The organism is Pseudomonas sp. NPDC099000, from assembly GCF_044759925.1.
Lineage (GTDB): Bacteria > Pseudomonadota > Gammaproteobacteria > Pseudomonadales > Pseudomonadaceae > Aquipseudomonas.
Genome location: NZ_JBIWAF010000009.1, coordinates 163849 through 179531, shown reverse-complemented (window position 1 = coordinate 179531; position 15683 = coordinate 163849). Strand labels below are relative to the sequence as shown.

At 61.4% G+C, this 15683-nt stretch carries 13 protein-coding genes; 11 read left to right on the top strand and 2 right to left on the bottom strand.

Annotated features, from left to right (window positions below; all coding sequences use genetic code 11):
• Positions 1 to 46: 46 nt before the first annotated feature.
• Positions 47 to 2326: a phosphoenolpyruvate--protein phosphotransferase gene (gene ptsP, locus ACIQV9_RS14380; RefSeq protein WP_403102378.1), complete on the top strand. Its 2280-nt coding sequence runs from the start codon at positions 47 to 49 to the stop codon at positions 2324 to 2326.
• Between the two features lie 129 nt (positions 2327 to 2455).
• On the opposite strand, the gene ACIQV9_RS14375 is transcribed toward ptsP, so the two are convergent.
• Entirely contained in the window at positions 2456 to 3202 is a 747-nt protein-coding gene (locus ACIQV9_RS14375; protein ID WP_403102375.1) for an NRDE family protein, read from the bottom strand.
• A gap of 134 nt (positions 3203 to 3336) precedes the next feature.
• On the opposite strand from ACIQV9_RS14375, the gene ACIQV9_RS14370 reads away from it, so the two are divergent.
• The 3 genes from ACIQV9_RS14370 (at position 3337) to ACIQV9_RS14360 (ending at position 6027) form a co-directional block, all read left to right on the top strand.
• A complete protein-coding gene (locus ACIQV9_RS14370; RefSeq protein WP_403102372.1) occupies positions 3337 to 4119 on the top strand; it encodes a sulfite exporter TauE/SafE family protein in 783 nt (260 codons plus the stop codon).
• Positions 4120 to 4194: 75 nt separating this feature from the next.
• A complete protein-coding gene (gene lgt, locus ACIQV9_RS14365) occupies positions 4195 to 5007 on the top strand; it encodes a prolipoprotein diacylglyceryl transferase (RefSeq protein ID WP_403102369.1) in 813 nt (270 codons plus the stop codon).
• Positions 5008 to 5055: 48 nt separating this feature from the next.
• On the top strand, positions 5056 to 6027 hold the full coding sequence (locus tag ACIQV9_RS14360; RefSeq protein WP_403102367.1) for a thymidylate synthase: 972 nt from the start codon (positions 5056 to 5058) through the stop codon (positions 6025 to 6027).
• Positions 6028 to 6157: 130 nt separating this feature from the next.
• Here the strand turns inward: ACIQV9_RS14360 and cadR are convergent, their stop codons facing one another.
• Positions 6158 to 6607 (bottom strand): Cd(II)/Pb(II)-responsive transcriptional regulator, encoded by a 450-nt coding sequence (gene cadR / locus ACIQV9_RS14355; protein WP_084322495.1) that lies wholly within the window; start codon positions 6605 to 6607, stop codon positions 6158 to 6160.
• Positions 6608 to 6691: 84 nt separating this feature from the next.
• On the opposite strand from cadR, the gene ACIQV9_RS14350 reads away from it, so the two are divergent.
• The 7 genes from ACIQV9_RS14350 to ACIQV9_RS14320 all read left to right on the top strand — a co-directional run bounded on the left by ACIQV9_RS14350 (position 6692) and on the right by ACIQV9_RS14320 (position 15664).
• Complete coding sequence (locus ACIQV9_RS14350) at positions 6692 to 8965, top strand: heavy metal translocating P-type ATPase (protein ID WP_403102364.1); 2274 nt, start codon at positions 6692 to 6694, stop codon at positions 8963 to 8965.
• A gap of 16 nt (positions 8966 to 8981) precedes the next feature.
• Positions 8982 to 9845: a LysR family transcriptional regulator gene (locus ACIQV9_RS14345; protein ID WP_403102362.1), complete on the top strand. Its 864-nt coding sequence runs from the start codon at positions 8982 to 8984 to the stop codon at positions 9843 to 9845.
• Positions 9846 to 9989: 144 nt separating this feature from the next.
• Positions 9990 to 11066 carry a putative 2-aminoethylphosphonate ABC transporter ATP-binding protein gene (locus tag ACIQV9_RS14340; RefSeq protein WP_403102360.1) on the top strand — a complete coding sequence of 359 codons (1077 nt, stop codon included), beginning with the start codon at positions 9990 to 9992 and terminating at the stop codon, positions 11064 to 11066.
• Positions 11066 to 12790 carry a putative 2-aminoethylphosphonate ABC transporter permease subunit gene (locus tag ACIQV9_RS14335; protein WP_403102357.1) on the top strand — a complete coding sequence of 575 codons (1725 nt, stop codon included), beginning with the start codon at positions 11066 to 11068 and terminating at the stop codon, positions 12788 to 12790. The genes ACIQV9_RS14340 and ACIQV9_RS14335 overlap by 1 nt, the downstream gene beginning before the upstream one ends.
• Positions 12791 to 12817: 27 nt before the next feature.
• Complete coding sequence (locus ACIQV9_RS14330; RefSeq protein ID WP_403102354.1) at positions 12818 to 13843, top strand: putative 2-aminoethylphosphonate ABC transporter substrate-binding protein; 1026 nt, start codon at positions 12818 to 12820, stop codon at positions 13841 to 13843.
• 130 nt (positions 13844 to 13973) lie between these two features.
• Positions 13974 to 15107 (top strand): TIGR03364 family FAD-dependent oxidoreductase, encoded by a 1134-nt coding sequence (locus tag ACIQV9_RS14325; protein ID WP_403102352.1) that lies wholly within the window; start codon positions 13974 to 13976, stop codon positions 15105 to 15107.
• Positions 15107 to 15664 carry a phosphonate degradation HD-domain oxygenase gene (locus tag ACIQV9_RS14320; RefSeq protein WP_403102350.1) on the top strand — a complete coding sequence of 186 codons (558 nt, stop codon included), beginning with the start codon at positions 15107 to 15109 and terminating at the stop codon, positions 15662 to 15664. Before ACIQV9_RS14325 ends, ACIQV9_RS14320 begins: the two co-directional genes overlap by 1 nt.
• Positions 15665 to 15683 lie beyond the last annotated feature (19 nt).

Genomic DNA, 15683 nt, shown 5'->3' with positions numbered 1-15683 from the left:
CCGCTACTTTTAACTCGCTACTGTAGACGGAGTTCGACCCCGAGCAATGATCAATACGCTGCGCAAGATCGTCCAGGAAGTTAACTCCGCCAAGGATCTCAAGGCGGCGTTGGGGATTATTGTATTGCGCGTCAAAGAGGCCATGGGCAGTCAGGTCTGCTCGGTCTACCTGCTTGACCCTGAGACCAACCGCTTCGTGCTGATGGCCACCGAGGGCTTGAACAAGCGCTCGATCGGCAAAGTCAGCATGGCACCCAACGAAGGTCTGGTCGGCCTGGTCGGCACGCGTGAAGAACCCCTGAACCTCGAAAACGCCGCGGATCACCCCCGCTACCGCTACTTCGCCGAAACGGGCGAGGAGCGCTACGCCTCCTTCCTCGGGGCGCCGATCATTCACCACCGCCGTGTTGTCGGCGTGTTGGTCATTCAGCAAAAAGAACGCCGCCAGTTCGATGAAGGTGAAGAAGCCTTCCTCGTGACCATGAGCGCGCAGCTCGCCGGCGTTATCGCCCACGCCGAAGCCACCGGTTCGATCCGTGGCCTGGGTCGACAGGGCAAAGGCATCCAGGAAGCCAAGTTCGTCGGCGTTCCGGGTTCGCCGGGTGCGGCGGTCGGTACGGCAGTGGTCATGCTGCCGCCAGCCGATCTGGACGTGGTGCCGGACAAGACCATCACCGACATCGAAGCCGAACTCGGCCTGTTCAAGACCGCTATCGAAGGCGTGCGCGCCGACATGCGCGCCTTGTCCGCCAAGCTCGCGAACCAGTTGCGCCCGGAAGAGCGCGCGCTGTTCGATGTCTATTTGATGATGCTTGATGATGCCTCGCTCGGCAGCGAAATCACCACCGTGATCAAGACCGGCCAGTGGGCCCAGGGCGCGTTGCGTCAGGTGGTCACCGAACACGTCAACCGTTTCGAGTTGATGGACGACGCCTACCTGCGTGAACGCGCCTCGGACGTCAAAGACCTTGGTCGCCGCTTACTGGCTTACTTGCAGGAAGAACGTCAGCAGACCCTGGTCTACCCCGACAACACCATTCTGATCAGCGAAGAACTGACGCCGGCGATGCTCGGCGAGGTGCCGGAAGGCAAGCTGGTCGGTCTGGTGTCGGTACTCGGTTCCGGCAACTCCCACGTAGCGATCCTGGCGCGGGCCATGGGCATCCCGACGGTGATGGGCCTGGTCGACCTGCCGTATTCCAAGGTCGACGGTATCCAGATGATCGTCGACGGCTACCACGGCGAGGTCTACACCAACCCCAGCGAAGTGCTGCGCAAGCAGTTCGCCGAAGTGGTCGAGGAAGAGAAGCAACTGGCCCTTGGGCTGGACGCGTTGCGCGACTTGCCGTGCGTAACCCTCGATGGCCATCGCATGCCGCTCTGGGTCAACACCGGCCTGCTGGCGGACGTTGCGCGAGCGCAGAAGCGTGGCGCTGAAGGCGTCGGTCTGTACCGCACCGAAGTGCCGTTCATGATCAACCAGAGGTTCCCGAGCGAAAAGGAGCAGCTGGCGATTTATCGCGAGCAACTGGCCGCGTTTCACCCGCAACCGGTGACCATGCGCAGCCTGGACATCGGCGGCGACAAGTCACTGTCGTACTTCCCGATCAAGGAAGACAACCCGTTCCTCGGCTGGCGCGGCATTCGCGTCACTCTCGACCACCCGGAAATCTTCCTGGTGCAGACCCGCGCCATGCTCAAGGCCAGTGAAGGCCTGAACAACCTGCGGATTCTGCTGCCGATGATTTCCGGCACCCACGAACTCGAAGAAGCCTTGCACCTGATTCACCGGGCCTGGGGCGAAGTCCGCGACGAAGGCTGCGACGTGCCGATGCCGCCGATCGGCGTGATGATCGAAATTCCGGCGGCTGTTTATCAGACCAAGGAGCTGGCGCGGCAAGTGGACTTCCTGTCGGTCGGCTCCAACGACCTGACCCAGTACCTGTTGGCAGTGGATCGAAACAATCCGCGGGTAGCCGATCTTTATGACTATCTGCACCCGGCGGTGCTGCAAGCCCTGCAGAGCGTGGTGCGTGACGCTCATGCCGAAGGCAAGCCCGTGAGTATCTGCGGCGAGATGGCCGGCGATCCTGCGGCGGCGGTGCTGTTGATGGCGATGGGCTTCGACAGTCTGTCGATGAACGCCACCAATCTGCCGAAAGTGAAGTGGATGCTGCGTCAGATCAACCTGAGCAAGGCCAGGGAATTGCTGGCCGAGCTGATGACCATCGACAACCCGCAAGTGATCCACAGCTCGCTGCAATTGGCGCTGAAGAACCTTGGGTTGGCGCGGATGATTAATCCGGCTTCGGTCAAAACCCTCTAAACCTGTACCGGCCTCATCGCGGGCAAGCCCGCTCCCGCAGGAGTTTCGGTCGGTTCACAGATTTGTGAACAACACCAAACCTGTGGGAGCTGGCTTGCCTGCGATGGGGCCTGCCCAGGCAGCACGAAATTAAACCCTGATCTCTACCTCCCCAAGATGCCCGCCATACGGCCCGAAACTCCTTTCGACCATATGCCGCGTCCCATCCGCCTGAACAATCAACGCCGTACTCGCCCGCGTCCCATACGTAGGGCTGGCGATAAACACACTCGACAGCAACGTCTCGGTCGCCAGCCCCACCCCGGTATCTGGCAGCTCGGCAAACGGTGCGGCCTGCGGATCATTCAGCAACGCCAGTAACGCCTCTGGCTGCGGATCCTCCAGCACTTCCTCCAGCGCCGCCCGCGCCTTGAGCAGTTTCGGCCACGGCGTATCCAGCCCGGCATTCGACAACCCATAAACCCCGGGTGCCAACATCACCGCCTCAGACTCCCGCGCATTGAAGTGCCACAGTTCGTTGGCATTGCCGGCCAGCAAGTTAAATCCGGCATATTCCGGCGAACGTCCGACAACGTCGCTCAAGTAATCATCAATCGGCATGTTGCCTAAAAGAAAACCGGCCACCAGCTCACCTCGGGATTTTCGCGATGGCGACTGGTTCGGATCACGAATATTGGTCAGCGCAGCAAAACGCCCGTTGGCACCGATACCGAGCCAGGTGCCGCCGGCTTCGAGGTCGCGACCGGCGTAGACGTTCGGCGCGTGCGGCCATTGCGCCAGAGGCAGGCTGGGCCGGGCATAAAACTCGTCGCGGTTGGCCGCCACGATCAGCGGCCGGGCATGACCCGGTCGCCAGGCAAAAACAATCAGGCACATAAGGTGATCCTTGTGTGTTTTTTGCTCACTCTACGCAGTCGTCGCCTGTCGTTCCATTGCCATCCGCAGTGGAGCCCGAGGCCACGCATCCGTTACCATGCCGCTCCGGTTTTGGCTAAGCATTGGGATCGTCCATGGAATTTCTGCTCTATCTGGCGCTGGGCGCCTGTGCAGGCGTGCTGGCCGGGCTGTTCGGGGTTGGTGGCGGGATCATCATCGTCCCGGTGCTGGTGTTCAGTTTCACCTTGCAAGGCTTCGACGCGTCGATCCTGACCCACCTGGCGGTCGGCACATCCCTGGCGACGATCATCTTTACGTCGGTCAATGCGGTCCGCGAACATCATCGTCGCGGCGCGGTGCGTTGGCCGATTTTCGTGTGGATGACCGTCGGAATTCTGATAGGTGCCGGTTTCGGTGCGCTGACGGCCGAAGCAATCTCTGGCCCGAACCTGCAAAAAATCATTGGCGTGTTTGCGCTGATCATCGCTGTGCAACTGGCGTTGGACGTCAAACCCAAGGCCAGCCGAACGGTGCCCGGCAAACTCGGTCTCAGCGTGGCCGGCAGCGTGATTGGCTGGGCCTCGGCGATTTTCGGCATTGGCGGCGGCTCGTTGACCGTGCCGTTCCTGACCTGGCGCAGCGTGCCGATGCAGCAAGCGGTGGCGACTTCGTCGGCTTGCGGTCTGCCCATCGCCTTGGCCAGTGCATTAAGTTTCATGATTCTGGGCTGGCACGATCCCTTGCTGCCGGCCCATAGTCTCGGTTTTATCTATTTGCCGGCGCTGCTGGGGATCGCCCTGACCAGCATGGTGTTCGCCCGCTTCGGTGCGCGACTGGCCCACAGGCTGTCGCCAAAGTTGCTGAAAAGGCTGTTTGCCGCTTTGCTGTTCTGCGTAGGCCTGAGCTTCCTGCTCTAGCTCGCAATGCTGGCTTAATCCTGAGGTGACAGCGTCACCCGGGAATTCTGGTTTCAACTTTAACAAGGAGTCGCAATGCTGCCTTACCCGCAGATCGACCCGGTGGCCCTGGCCATCGGTCCGCTGAAAATCCACTGGTACGGTCTGATGTACCTGATCGGCATCGGCGGCGCCTGGCTGCTGGCATCGCGCCGGCTCAACCGCTTCGACCCGACCTGGACCAAGGAGAAACTCTCCGACATGGTCTTCTGGATGTCGATGGGCGTTATCGTCGGCGGACGCTTGGGCTACGTGCTGTTCTACGACCTGCACGCTTACCTGGCCAACCCGACGCTGATTTTCGAAGTATGGAAGGGCGGCATGTCGTTCCATGGCGGGTTTATCGGCGTGATGCTGGCGGCGTTGTGGTTCGGCAAGAAGAACAACAAGTCGTTCTTCCAGCTGATGGATTTTGTTGCGCCGATGGTGCCGATCGGCCTGGGTGCCGGGCGCATCGGCAACTTCATCAACGCCGAGTTGTGGGGCAAGGCGACTGACGTGCCGTGGGCAATGATCTTCCCGCCGTTCAGCGATCCGGCACAGTTGCCGCGTCACCCGTCGCAGCTGTATCAGTTCGCCCTTGAAGGCGTGGCGCTGTTCGCCATTCTCTGGTTGTTCTCACGCAAGCCGCGGCCGACCATGGCGGTGTCCGGGATGTTCGCGCTGTTCTACGGCATCTTCCGTTTCATCGTGGAATTCGTCCGCGTACCGGACGCGCAACTGGGCTATCTGGCCTGGAACTGGCTAACCATGGGCCAGGTACTTTGCGTACCGATGGTCGTTGGCGGACTGTTCCTGATCTGGCTGGCCTATCACCGCGCCCCGGCGACCCCAGCGGCAGCCGTATAAATTCGAATCCCGGGGTGACGACCCCGGGTTCAAGGACACAGGTAACTCATGAAGCAATATCTCGAACTGGTCGCCCACGTAATCAAGAACGGCACCAAGCAAGCCAACCGCACCGGCGTGAACACCATCAGCTTTCCGGGCGCGATGCTGCGTTATGACCTGAAAGAAGGTTTCCCGGCGATCACCACGCGCAAAATGGCCTTCAAGTCGGCCATCGGCGAGATGTGTGGTTTCCTGCGGGGCGTGAACAACGCCGCCGAATTCCGCGCCCTGGGCTGCAAGGTCTGGGATCAGAACGCCAACGAAAACGCGCAATGGCTGGCCAATCCGTTCCGTCAGGGGGAAGACGACCTCGGCGAGATCTACGGCGTGCAATGGCGCAAATGGCCGGCGTATAAGCAGATTCCGGTCAGCAATAAAGCCGCTATCGAACAGACCCTGAGCCAGGGATATCGTCAGATCGCTGAAGGCGAAGAAGACGGTCAGGCCTACGTCGTTCTGTACAAGGCGATCGACCAGATTCGCCAGTGCGTCGACACCATCATCAAGGACCCGGGCAGCCGCCGCATCCTGTTCCACGGCTGGAACGTCGCCCAGCTCGATGAAATGGCCTTGCCGCCGTGCCATCTGCTGTACCAGTTCCACCCGAATGTCGAGACCAAAGAGATTTCTCTGACCCTCTACATCCGCTCCAACGACCTGGGCCTGGGCACGCCGTTCAACCTCACCGAAGGCGCCGCTCTGCTGAGCCTGATCGGTCGACTGACCGGCTATACACCGCGCTGGTTCACCTATTTCATCGGTGATGCCCACGTCTACGAAAATCATTTGGACATGCTGAACGAACAGCTCAAGCGCGAACCGTTCCCGATGCCGAAACTGGTAATCAGCGACCGTGTGCCGGAGTTTGCCAAGACCGGTGTTTATCAGCCGGAGTGGCTGGAAAAGATCGAGCCGAGTGATTTCTCGCTTGAGGGTTATGAGCATCACCCACCGATGACCGCGCCGATGGCGGTCTAACGCAACCTGACCGTACCTGATCGTTCCCACGCTCCGCGTGGGAATGCCGCCATGGACGCTCCGCGTCCACTGTGACGCAGAGCGTCACGGGATTCATTCCCACGCAGAGCGTGGGAACGATCATTGACCGCTAGTGGCCGTGACTGCGGCCGACATGAGAATGCTCAACCTCCGTCGCCACAACCCCGCCACTCACTTCCAGCCGCTGCAAAATCCCGCACTGATCAATATCCGGCCCCTCGCCACACCTTTGGCGCAGGTCGAGCAGTTGTGTCTGCAACGCCAGCAACCCATCAATCCGCGCTTTCACGTGATGAATGTGCTCGTCGATCAACGCATTCACACTTTCACACTGATCCTGCGGACTGTCGCGCAGGGCCAGCAGGCTGCGGATCTCCTCCAGGGTCATGTCGAGGGTGCGGCAATTGCGGATGAAGGTCAGGCGTTCGGCGTGGGCTTGGGTGTAGACGCGGTAGTTGCCGTCGCTGCGGGCCGGTTCCGGCAGCAGGTTTTCGCGTTCGTAGTAGCGGATGGTTTCGACGGCGCAGTCGGTGAGTTTCGCCAATTCTCCGATCTTCATGACGGCAATCTCCAAAAGGGTGCTTGACCCTATAGTGGCTACAGGGTCTTTACTTGGCAACAGGCACCTTCATGGACGCAACCAATGAGCGATTCCCTTCACACCCACAAACCCGAGGTTGATCACGATCACGATCACGATCACAGCCACAAGCTGCAGCCTGTGCAGAAGCATGACCATGGCGGGCACGGCGATTCCTGCTGTTCCTCAAAAGCGGCAGCGCCTTCGCTGATCAAGTTGAGCGACAAGCCGACCGACGGCGCCCGGCTGAGCAGCTTCCGCATCGACGCCATGGACTGCCCGACCGAGCAGACGCTGATCCAGAACAAGCTCGGCAAACTCGTGGGCGTGCAGCAACTGGAGTTCAACCTGATCAACCGCGTGTTGGGCGTCACCCATGACCTGCCGAGCACTGCGCCGATCATCGAGGCCATCAAGTCCCTCGGCATGCAGGCTGAGCCGATAGAGCAGGGCGCTGAACCGCCAGCGCCGATCCCCGTGAAAAAACACTGGTGGCCGCTGGCGCTGTCCGGCGTGGGTGCGCTGGCTGCAGAAGTGATCCACTTCACCAACGCTGCACCGGACTGGGTGGTGGCGATCATCGCGCTGATTTCGATCCTCAGTGGCGGCCTCACCACTTACAAGAAAGGCTGGATCGCGCTCAAGAACCTCAACCTGAACATCAACGCGCTGATGAGCATTGCGGTGACTGGCGCGATCCTGATCGGACAATGGCCGGAAGCGGCGATGGTGATGTTCCTGTTCACCGTGGCCGAGTTGATCGAAGCCAGGTCGCTGGACCGGGCGCGCAACGCCATTGGCGGTTTGATGCAGATGACCCCGGAACAGGCCACGGTGCAGCAAGCCGATGGCCGTTGGGTCGAGCAAGACGTCAAAACCATCGAACCCGGTGCGCGAGTACGGGTGCGTCCCGGCGAGCGGATTGGCCTGGACGGCGAAGTCGTGTCGGGCAGTTCGACCATCAATCAGGCGCCGATCACCGGCGAAAGCCTGCCGATCGAGAAGACGGTGGGCGATAAAGTGTTCGCCGGCACCATCAACCAGGCAGGCTCCCTGGAGTATTCCGTCACTGCGGCGGCGAACAATTCGACCCTGGCGCGGATCATCCACGCCGTGGAGCAGGCCCAAGGCGCGCGGGCACCGACCCAGCGCTTTGTCGATCAGTTCTCGAAAATCTATACCCCGGCAGTGTTCCTGCTGGCCTTGGCCGTCGCAGTGATTCCGCCGCTGTTCATGGGCGCCGTCTGGTTCGACTGGATCTACCGGGCGTTGGTCTTGCTGGTGGTCGCTTGCCCCTGCGCGTTGGTGATTTCAACGCCAGTGACCATCGTCAGCGGCCTCGCCGCAGCGGCGCGCAAAGGCATCCTGGTGAAGGGCGGCGTTTATCTGGAGGGCGGTTACAAGCTCGATTACCTGGCGTTGGACAAGACCGGCACCATTACCCATGGCAAACCGGTGCAGACCGATTATTTGTCGCTTGATCCAACCGCTGACGCCATCGCCCCGGCGATTGCGGCAGCGCTGGCCGGTCGCTCGGATCACCCGGTGTCGTTGGCCATCGCCAATGCGGCTGTGGATAAACAATTCGCGCCGCTCGTTGTGGATAACTTCGAAGCGCTGGCCGGTCGTGGCGTTCGCGGCGACATCGACGGTCAGACCTACCACTTGGGCAACCATCGCCTGGTGGAAGATTTGGGGCTGTGTTCGCCTGCGCTGGAAGAGAAGCTGTTTGCGCTGGAAAAACAGGGCAAGTCCGTGGTGTTGTTGCTCGACAAGTCCGGCCCGTTGGCATTGTTCGCCGTGGCCGATACGGTAAAAGAGTCCAGTCGCGAAGCAATCCAGCAATTGCACGAGCTGGGCATCAAAACCCTGATGCTGACCGGCGACAACGTCCACACCGCTCAGGCGATTGCCGCGCAAGTGGGCATCGACGAGGCCAAGGGCGATCTGCTGCCGACCGACAAGCTGCAAGCCATCGAAGCACTTTATGCACAGGGCCATCACGTCGGCATGGTCGGCGATGGCATTAACGATGCGCCGGCACTGGCCCGGGCCGAGATCGGTTTCGCCATGGCCGCCGCCGGTACCGATACCGCCATCGAGACCGCTGATGTCGCCCTGATGGACGACGATCTACGCAAGATCCCCGCGTTCATTCGCCTGTCGCGGCAGACGTCGAGCATCCTCAAACAGAACATCGCCCTCGCTTTGGTCATCAAGGCGATCTTTCTTGGGGTAACCTTCGCCGGGATCGCCACCATGTGGATGGCGGTGTTTGCCGACATGGGCGTCAGCCTGTTGGTGGTGTTCAACGGTTTGCGCCTGCTGCGCAAGTAAGCGATGAGGGACGGGTGTGCTGAGTGCCGAGCTGAAGGCGTTTTACATGGTTGCCCGCCTGGGCAGCATTACCCTGGCGGCGAAGAAACTCGGCTTGAGCCAGCCCACGGTGACCACGCAGATCCGCCATCTGGAAAGCCAGTATTCGGTTGAGTTGTTCTACCGTGGCGGCCGCCGCCTCAGCGTCAGCGATGAAGGCGCGCGGCTGTTGCCGATGGTCAAGGCGCTGTTGCAGCAGGAAGCGGACATCGAGTTTTTCCTGCGCAACAGCGGCCAGGTCCAGGGCACGTTGCGCATCGCCGCCACCGCGCCGTATTACATCCTCGATCTGGTGAAGACCTTTCGCGAGCGCCTGCCGCAAGTGGAAGTGTCGGTGGAGATCGGTAACTCCCAGCAGGTGCTGGAGGCGCTCGAGGATTACCGGGTGGATGTCGCGGCGTCATCGCAGTTGCTCGACGATTCGCGGCTGATTCGGCGGGTGCTTGGCAGCGATCCGCTGGTGCTGGCGGTGCATCGCAATCATCCGCTGGCGGTGCATGACCATGTGCCGCTGAGTGCGTTGGCCGGGCACACATTGTTGATGCGGGAGTCGGGTTCGACGACGCGTCAATTGACCGAAGAGCTGCTGGCCGGCGCCGGAGTGTGTTTCGGACCGTTGCTGGAAATTGGCAGCCGTGAATCGATTCGTGAGGCGGTGCTGCGCAACATCGGCATCAGCATCATTGCCCGGCAGGAAGTGCCGCATGATCCGCAGTTGCGCGTGCTGACGATTGAGAATGCGCCGCAGATTCCCGAGTACTTGTATTGCTTGAAGGAACGCAAAGGCGCGCGGTTGCCCGCGGCGTTTTTGGGGTTGGCGCAGGAAATGGCGCCGGCGTAATGATCGTTCCCACGCGGAGCGTGGGAATGATCGGCGGTGACCCCAAATCCCCGAATACCACTATCAGCCGTTTTTGCCTCACTGCCACATGACCGACGCATTACAAACCTAGGATGGGCTTCATCTGCTTGATGAGGCCTGTCCATGAACCACTCGATCGCAACTGCCCTGACCAACCCCGGCGCGCCGATGAAAGTGCGCGGCGTGCAGAAACGCTTTGGCGCCTTCACCGCGCTGGACAATGTTTCCCTCGACGTCGCCGCCGGTGAGCTGGTGTGTCTGCTGGGCCCGTCGGGCTGTGGCAAAACCACCTTGCTGCGATGCATCGCCGGCCTGGAGAAACAAGACAGCGGCGAGTTGTACCTCGGCGATCGCGACGTTTCCCACCTGGCACCCCAGGCGCGGGACTATGGCATTCTGTTCCAGTCCTACGCGCTATTCCCCAATCTCACCGTCGAATCGAACATTGCCTACGGCCTCGCCGGCAGTGGTCGCGATGAGGTGCGCAAGCGTGTCGGTCAGATGCTGGAACTGGTCGGCCTGACCGGCAGTGAGAAAAAGTACCCCGGCCAACTGTCCGGCGGCCAACAGCAGCGTGTCGCACTGGCTCGGGCCTTGGCGCCGGCGCCATCGTTATTGTTGCTGGACGAACCGATGTCGGCCCTCGACGCCCGGGTTCGCGAGCATCTGTGCACCGAACTGCGCCAACTGCAACGCAACCTCGGCGTCACCACCCTGATGGTCACGCACAACCAGGACGAGGCCATGCTGATGGCCGACCGCATCGCCGTGATGAACAACGGCAAGGTCGAGCAGTACGCCACGCCGCAGGAAATCTACGACCGCCCGGCCACGCCGTTTGTGGCGGAGTTTGTCGGCCAGGGCAATTGGCTGCCGTTCAGCCGAAGCAGCGACAGCCACGCCCAGGTCGGAGGGATGAGCATGCGCCTGGCCGATGGCAGCGCTAAAACCACGTCGGGCCGTCTGTTCTGCCGCCCGGAAGCGATCAACGTCAACCCGCCGGTGCATGAAGAAAACCTGTTCCCGGCCAAGGTTCGCGAGATCACCTTCCTCGGCAACCGCTGCCGCATGAGCTTCGAACTTGATCAACTGCCCGGCCACGCATTGCTGGCGGAACTGGCGCCGGAAGCCATGCCGCGCCTCGGCGCGCAGCAGATCATGGTCGCCTTGCCGCCACGCAGCCTGCAGGTGTTTGCCTGATGAGCGCGAACATCGCGCTGCCGATACCGCACAAGCAGGTTCGGCAGACCTCCCGTGCCGAGATCGGCGACCGGGTGTTCGTGGTCGGCGGCAAAGTCCTTTTACTGGTGCTGCTCGGCGTCGCGGTGTTGATGCCGTTGCTGGCGATCTTCTGGCGTGGCTTCAGTTCGGAAGCGGGGCAGGGCGGCGGTCTGGTCGCGGCTCGCGAACTGGTGACCAGTGCGAACTTCCACTGGCTGTTGGGCAACAGTTTGAAAGTGTCCCTCAGCGTCGCGGCGATTGTCGTACCGCTGGCCTACCTGTTTGCCTACGCGCTGCAACGCACGTTGATTCCTGGCAAAGGCATCTGGCGCGGGATGTCGCTGCTGCCCTTGATGGCGCCGTCGATGTTGCCGGGGATTGCGCTGGTTTATCTGTTCGGCAACCAGGGCATGCTGCGCGGTTTGCTCTCGGACAATATCTACGGCTTCTGGGGCATTGTTCTGGGCGAGGTTATCTACACCTTCCCACACGCCTTGATGATTTTGCTGTCGGCCCTGTCCCTGGCGGATGCGCGACTGTTCGATGCCGCCTCCAGCATGGGCGCCAGTCCGGCCAAAGCCTTTCGCAGCATCACCTGGCCGGCGACTCGTCAGGCCGTGTTCGCGGCGTTCTGCCTGGTGTTCACCCTGACTATCACCGACTTTGGCGTGCCGGTGGTGGTCGGTGGCGATTATCAAGTGCTGGCGCTGGAGGCCTACAAAGCGGTGGTCGGCCAGCAACAGTTCGGTCGCGGCGCATTGATCGGCATGGTTCTGCTGCTGCCAGCGCTGTTCAGTTTCGGGGTTGATGCCTGGTTGCGTCGGCGTCACGGCGACTCCATGAGCGGCCGGGCTCAGGTGTTTCAACCTGCACCGTCGAAGCTGCGGGACGGTTGCTACCTGGCGATTGTGCTGCTGATCTGCGCGGTGTTGTTGCTGGTGTTCGGCATGGCGGTGTTCTCCTCGCTGGTGAAATTCTGGCCGTACAACCTGTCGCTGTCGCTCAACCATTACCAGTTCAACGACACCGCGGGCGGCGGCTGGCTGGCCTATGGCAACAGCGTGAAGATGGCGTTGTGCACGGCGTTGATCGGCAGCGTGCTGATCTTCACCGGCGCCTACCTGATGGAGAAAACCAAGGGCCAGCGCGGGCTGAACCTGACACTGCGCATGCTCAGTTTCGTGCCGATGGCGGTACCGGGTCTGGTGCTGGGCCTGGGTTATGTCTTCTTCTTCAACCTGACCGGCAACCCGCTGCATGTGCTCTACGGGACCATGACCCTGCTGGTGGTCTGCACCATTGCTCACTATTTGACCACCGCGCAAATGACCGCCACCACAGCGCTGCGCCAGCTCGACGCCGAGTTCGAAGCCGCCGCGCTGTCGCTCAAGGCGCCGCTGTATCGGCATTACCTGCGGGTGACCGTGCCGATCTGCCTGCCGGCGCTGCTGGACATCGTGCGCTACCTGTTCGTCTCGGCCATGACCACCGTGTCGGCGGCGATCTTCCTCTACAGCCCCGACACCATCCTCGCGGCGGTGGCGGTGCTGAACATGGACGACGCCGGCAACGTCGGCGGCGCGGCAGCGATGTCGACCCTGATTCTGTTCACCTCGGCGGGCGTGTCCCTGCTGCTGGCCTGGGCCTCGCGCGGTTTGCTGCGTCGCTCCCAGGCCTGGCGGCAGACCGCGCCTGGTAAATAAATCTGTCCCCATAAAAGGAGCTGCATCATGTTCAAGCCTATGGCCCTGGCCGCTGCTGTCCTCACTGCTTTCAGCCTGAACGCCTTCGCGGCGCAAACCGAGTTGACGGTGTACACCGCCCTCGAAGCCGAACAACTGAAGACCTATAAAGAAGCCTTCGAAAAGGCCAACCCGGACATCGAGATCAAGTGGGTGCGCGATTCCACCGGGATCATCACAGCCAAACTGCTGGCCGAAAAAGCCCGCCCGCAGGCTGATGCAGTCTGGGGCCTGGCGGCGTCGAGCCTGGCGATCCTCGACCAGCAAGGCATGCTGCAAAGTTACGCACCGAAGGACTTGGGCAAGATCGGTGGCAACTACCGCGACGCCGCCAACCCGCCAGCCTGGGTCGGTATGGATGTCTGGGCCGCGACCATTTGCTTCAATACCGTCGAAGCCGAAAAGCAGGGTTTGACCAAGCCCGTGAGCTGGCAGGACCTGACCAAGCCTGAGTACAAAGGCAAGATCGTGATGCCCAACCCGGCTTCGTCCGGCACCGGTTTCCTCGACGTCAGCGCCTGGCTGCAGACCTTCGGCGAGAAGCAGGGCTGGCAGTACATGGACGACCTGCACCAGAACATCGGCCAGTACGTTCACTCCGGTTCCAAGCCTTGCAAACTGGCGGCGGCGGGTGAATTCCCGATCGGCATTTCCTTCGAATACCCGGCTGTTCAGTTGAAACGCCAGGGCGCGCCGCTGGACATCATCCTGCCGAAGGAAGGCCTGGGCTGGGAGATCGAAGCGACCGCTGTGATCAAGGGCACGCCGCACGAAGAGGCCGCGAAGAAACTGGCTGACTTCTCGGCCAGTCCGGCGGCGATGGAGCTTTATAAGGAGAACTTCGCGGTGCTCGCTCAACCGGGTATTGCCAAGCCGCAGACTGAATTGCCGGCGGATTATGAGCAACGTTTGATCAAGAACGACTTTGCCTGGGCGTCGAAGAATCGCGACGAGATCCTGAGCGAGTGGCGCAAGCGCTATGACGGCAAGTCCGAGAAAGTGGCTGCCAAGTAACTGACACCGATCGTTCCCACGCTCTGCGTGGGAATGAATCCCGGGACGCTCTGCGTCCCAGTGGACGCGGAGCGTCCATGGCTGCATTCCCACGCAGAGCGTGGGAACGATCAATTCAGGACAAATCCACATGACACAACACAACGACATGCTGATCGTAGGCGCCGGCATTCTCGGCCTGTCCCACGCCTATGCCGCCGCCAGACGCGGCCTCAAAGTCGCGGTTTTCGAACGCAGCGAAACCCCTTTGGGTGCCTCAGTCCGCAATTTCGGCCAGGCCCTGGTCACCGGCCAGCCACCCGGCCCGATGCTCGAACTTGCCAAAGCCAGCCGCGACATCTGGGGCCAATGGGCACAACGGGCCGGCTTGCAACTCAAGCGCAACGGCTCGTACCTGTTCGCCCGCAGCGAAGCCGAAGAGCACCTGCTCGAAGCTTTTTGCACCGGCCGCGCCGTGGACCACGGTTACCGCGTCGACCTGCTGCGCGGAGCGGCCTTGCGCGATCTCTACGGCGGCCAGTTTCGCCATCACCGCGCTGCGTTGCACGGTATGGACGATCAGCAACTGTATTCCCGTGAAGCGATTCCGGCGTTGGTCGACTACCTGCGCCGCGAACTCGGCGTCGAATTTCACTTCTCCACGCTGGTGCGCGACATCGAGCCAGGTCGCCTGCACAGCACCGCCGGCTCCTTCAGCGCCGAGCAGATCATCGTCTGTTCCGGCCACGATTATCAGACCTTGCTGGCCGAGCCGATCGCCGCGCTCAACCCGCAGATCTGCCGCCTGCAAATGCTCCGCGCCCGACCGCAGATCAACCTCAATCTGCAACACGCATTGCTCACCGGTTTGAGTTGTGTGCACTACGGCGCCTTCGCCGATCTGCCGGAAGCGGCGGCGGTGCAGGCGCAAATTCTGCGCGAGGCACCGCACCTGCATGAAAACGGCATCCACCTGTTGATCAGCCCGACGCCCTACGGTGAACTGATCATCGGCGACTCCCACCATTACGGCCGCGATCCATCGCCGTTCAATGCCGAGCAGGTCGATGACTGGATGATCGAACTCGCTGAACAAACGCTGGGTTGCAAGGTGCAGGTGGTCGAGCGCTGGCAGGGTGTCTATGGTTCACGGGGGCCAGGGCCGTTCTCGTTCTTGCGGCCGATGCCGGGTGTGAGCGTGGCACTGATGCACACCGGTGTCGGCATGAGCGTCGGACCGGCGATGGCCGAACGTAATGTCGCTCAAGTGTTGGGGGAAGATTGATGGCACGTCATGGACAGGTGATTGCCGAGGTGTTCGGTTTGTACGAGCGCTTTGGCGACAGCGATTACATCGGCGAGCCGGTGTCGCAGATCGAACACATGTCCCAGGCGGCCGAATTGGCCATGGCCGAAGGCTTTGATGATGAAGTGGTGCTGGCCGCGTTCTTCCATGACATCGGCCATTTCTGTGGCGAGAGCGCGCAGAACATGGGCGGCTTCGGCGTGGTCAGCCACGAACGTCTGGGCGCCGATTACTTGCGTCGGGCCGGTTTCAGCGAGCGCCTGGCGCGGCTGGTGGAATACCACGTTCAAGCCAAGCGGTATCTGACGCTCAAAGAGCCTGGGTACTATGAGCGATTGAGCGAAGCCAGCCGCCGGACCCTGGAATATCAGGGCGGAGTGATGACGCCTGCCGAGGCTGAAGCCTTCGAACAGGATCCTTTGTGTGAGGTCAGTCTGCGGATGCGGCAGTGGGATGAGTTGGCCAAGGAGATGTGGGTGCCGGTGATTGATCTTGGTCTCTTGAAAGAAAAAGCGTTGCGTCTGCTGGCTGCATGATCGTTCCCACGCGGGAGCG

Bases quoted from the DNA above. Each gene is read 5' to 3' on its own strand.
- ptsP (WP_403102378.1), top strand. From the start codon at position 47: ATGATCAATACGCTGCGCAAGATCGTCCAGGAAGTTAACTCCGCCAAG.
- ACIQV9_RS14375 (WP_403102375.1), bottom strand. From the start codon at position 3,202: ATGTGCCTGATTGTTTTTGCCTGGCGACCGGGTCATGCCCGGCCGCTG.
- ACIQV9_RS14370 (WP_403102372.1), top strand. From the start codon at position 3,337: ATGGAATTTCTGCTCTATCTGGCGCTGGGCGCCTGTGCAGGCGTGCTG.
- lgt (WP_403102369.1), top strand. From the start codon at position 4,195: ATGCTGCCTTACCCGCAGATCGACCCGGTGGCCCTGGCCATCGGTCCG.
- ACIQV9_RS14360 (WP_403102367.1), top strand. From the start codon at position 5,056: ATGAAGCAATATCTCGAACTGGTCGCCCACGTAATCAAGAACGGCACC.
- cadR (WP_084322495.1), bottom strand. From the start codon at position 6,607: ATGAAGATCGGAGAATTGGCGAAACTCACCGACTGCGCCGTCGAAACC.
- ACIQV9_RS14350 (WP_403102364.1), top strand. From the start codon at position 6,692: ATGAGCGATTCCCTTCACACCCACAAACCCGAGGTTGATCACGATCAC.
- ACIQV9_RS14340 (WP_403102360.1), top strand. From the start codon at position 9,990: ATGAACCACTCGATCGCAACTGCCCTGACCAACCCCGGCGCGCCGATG.
- ACIQV9_RS14335 (WP_403102357.1), top strand. From the start codon at position 11,066: ATGAGCGCGAACATCGCGCTGCCGATACCGCACAAGCAGGTTCGGCAG.
- ACIQV9_RS14330 (WP_403102354.1), top strand. From the start codon at position 12,818: ATGTTCAAGCCTATGGCCCTGGCCGCTGCTGTCCTCACTGCTTTCAGC.
- ACIQV9_RS14325 (WP_403102352.1), top strand. From the start codon at position 13,974: ATGACACAACACAACGACATGCTGATCGTAGGCGCCGGCATTCTCGGC.
- ACIQV9_RS14320 (WP_403102350.1), top strand. From the start codon at position 15,107: ATGGCACGTCATGGACAGGTGATTGCCGAGGTGTTCGGTTTGTACGAG.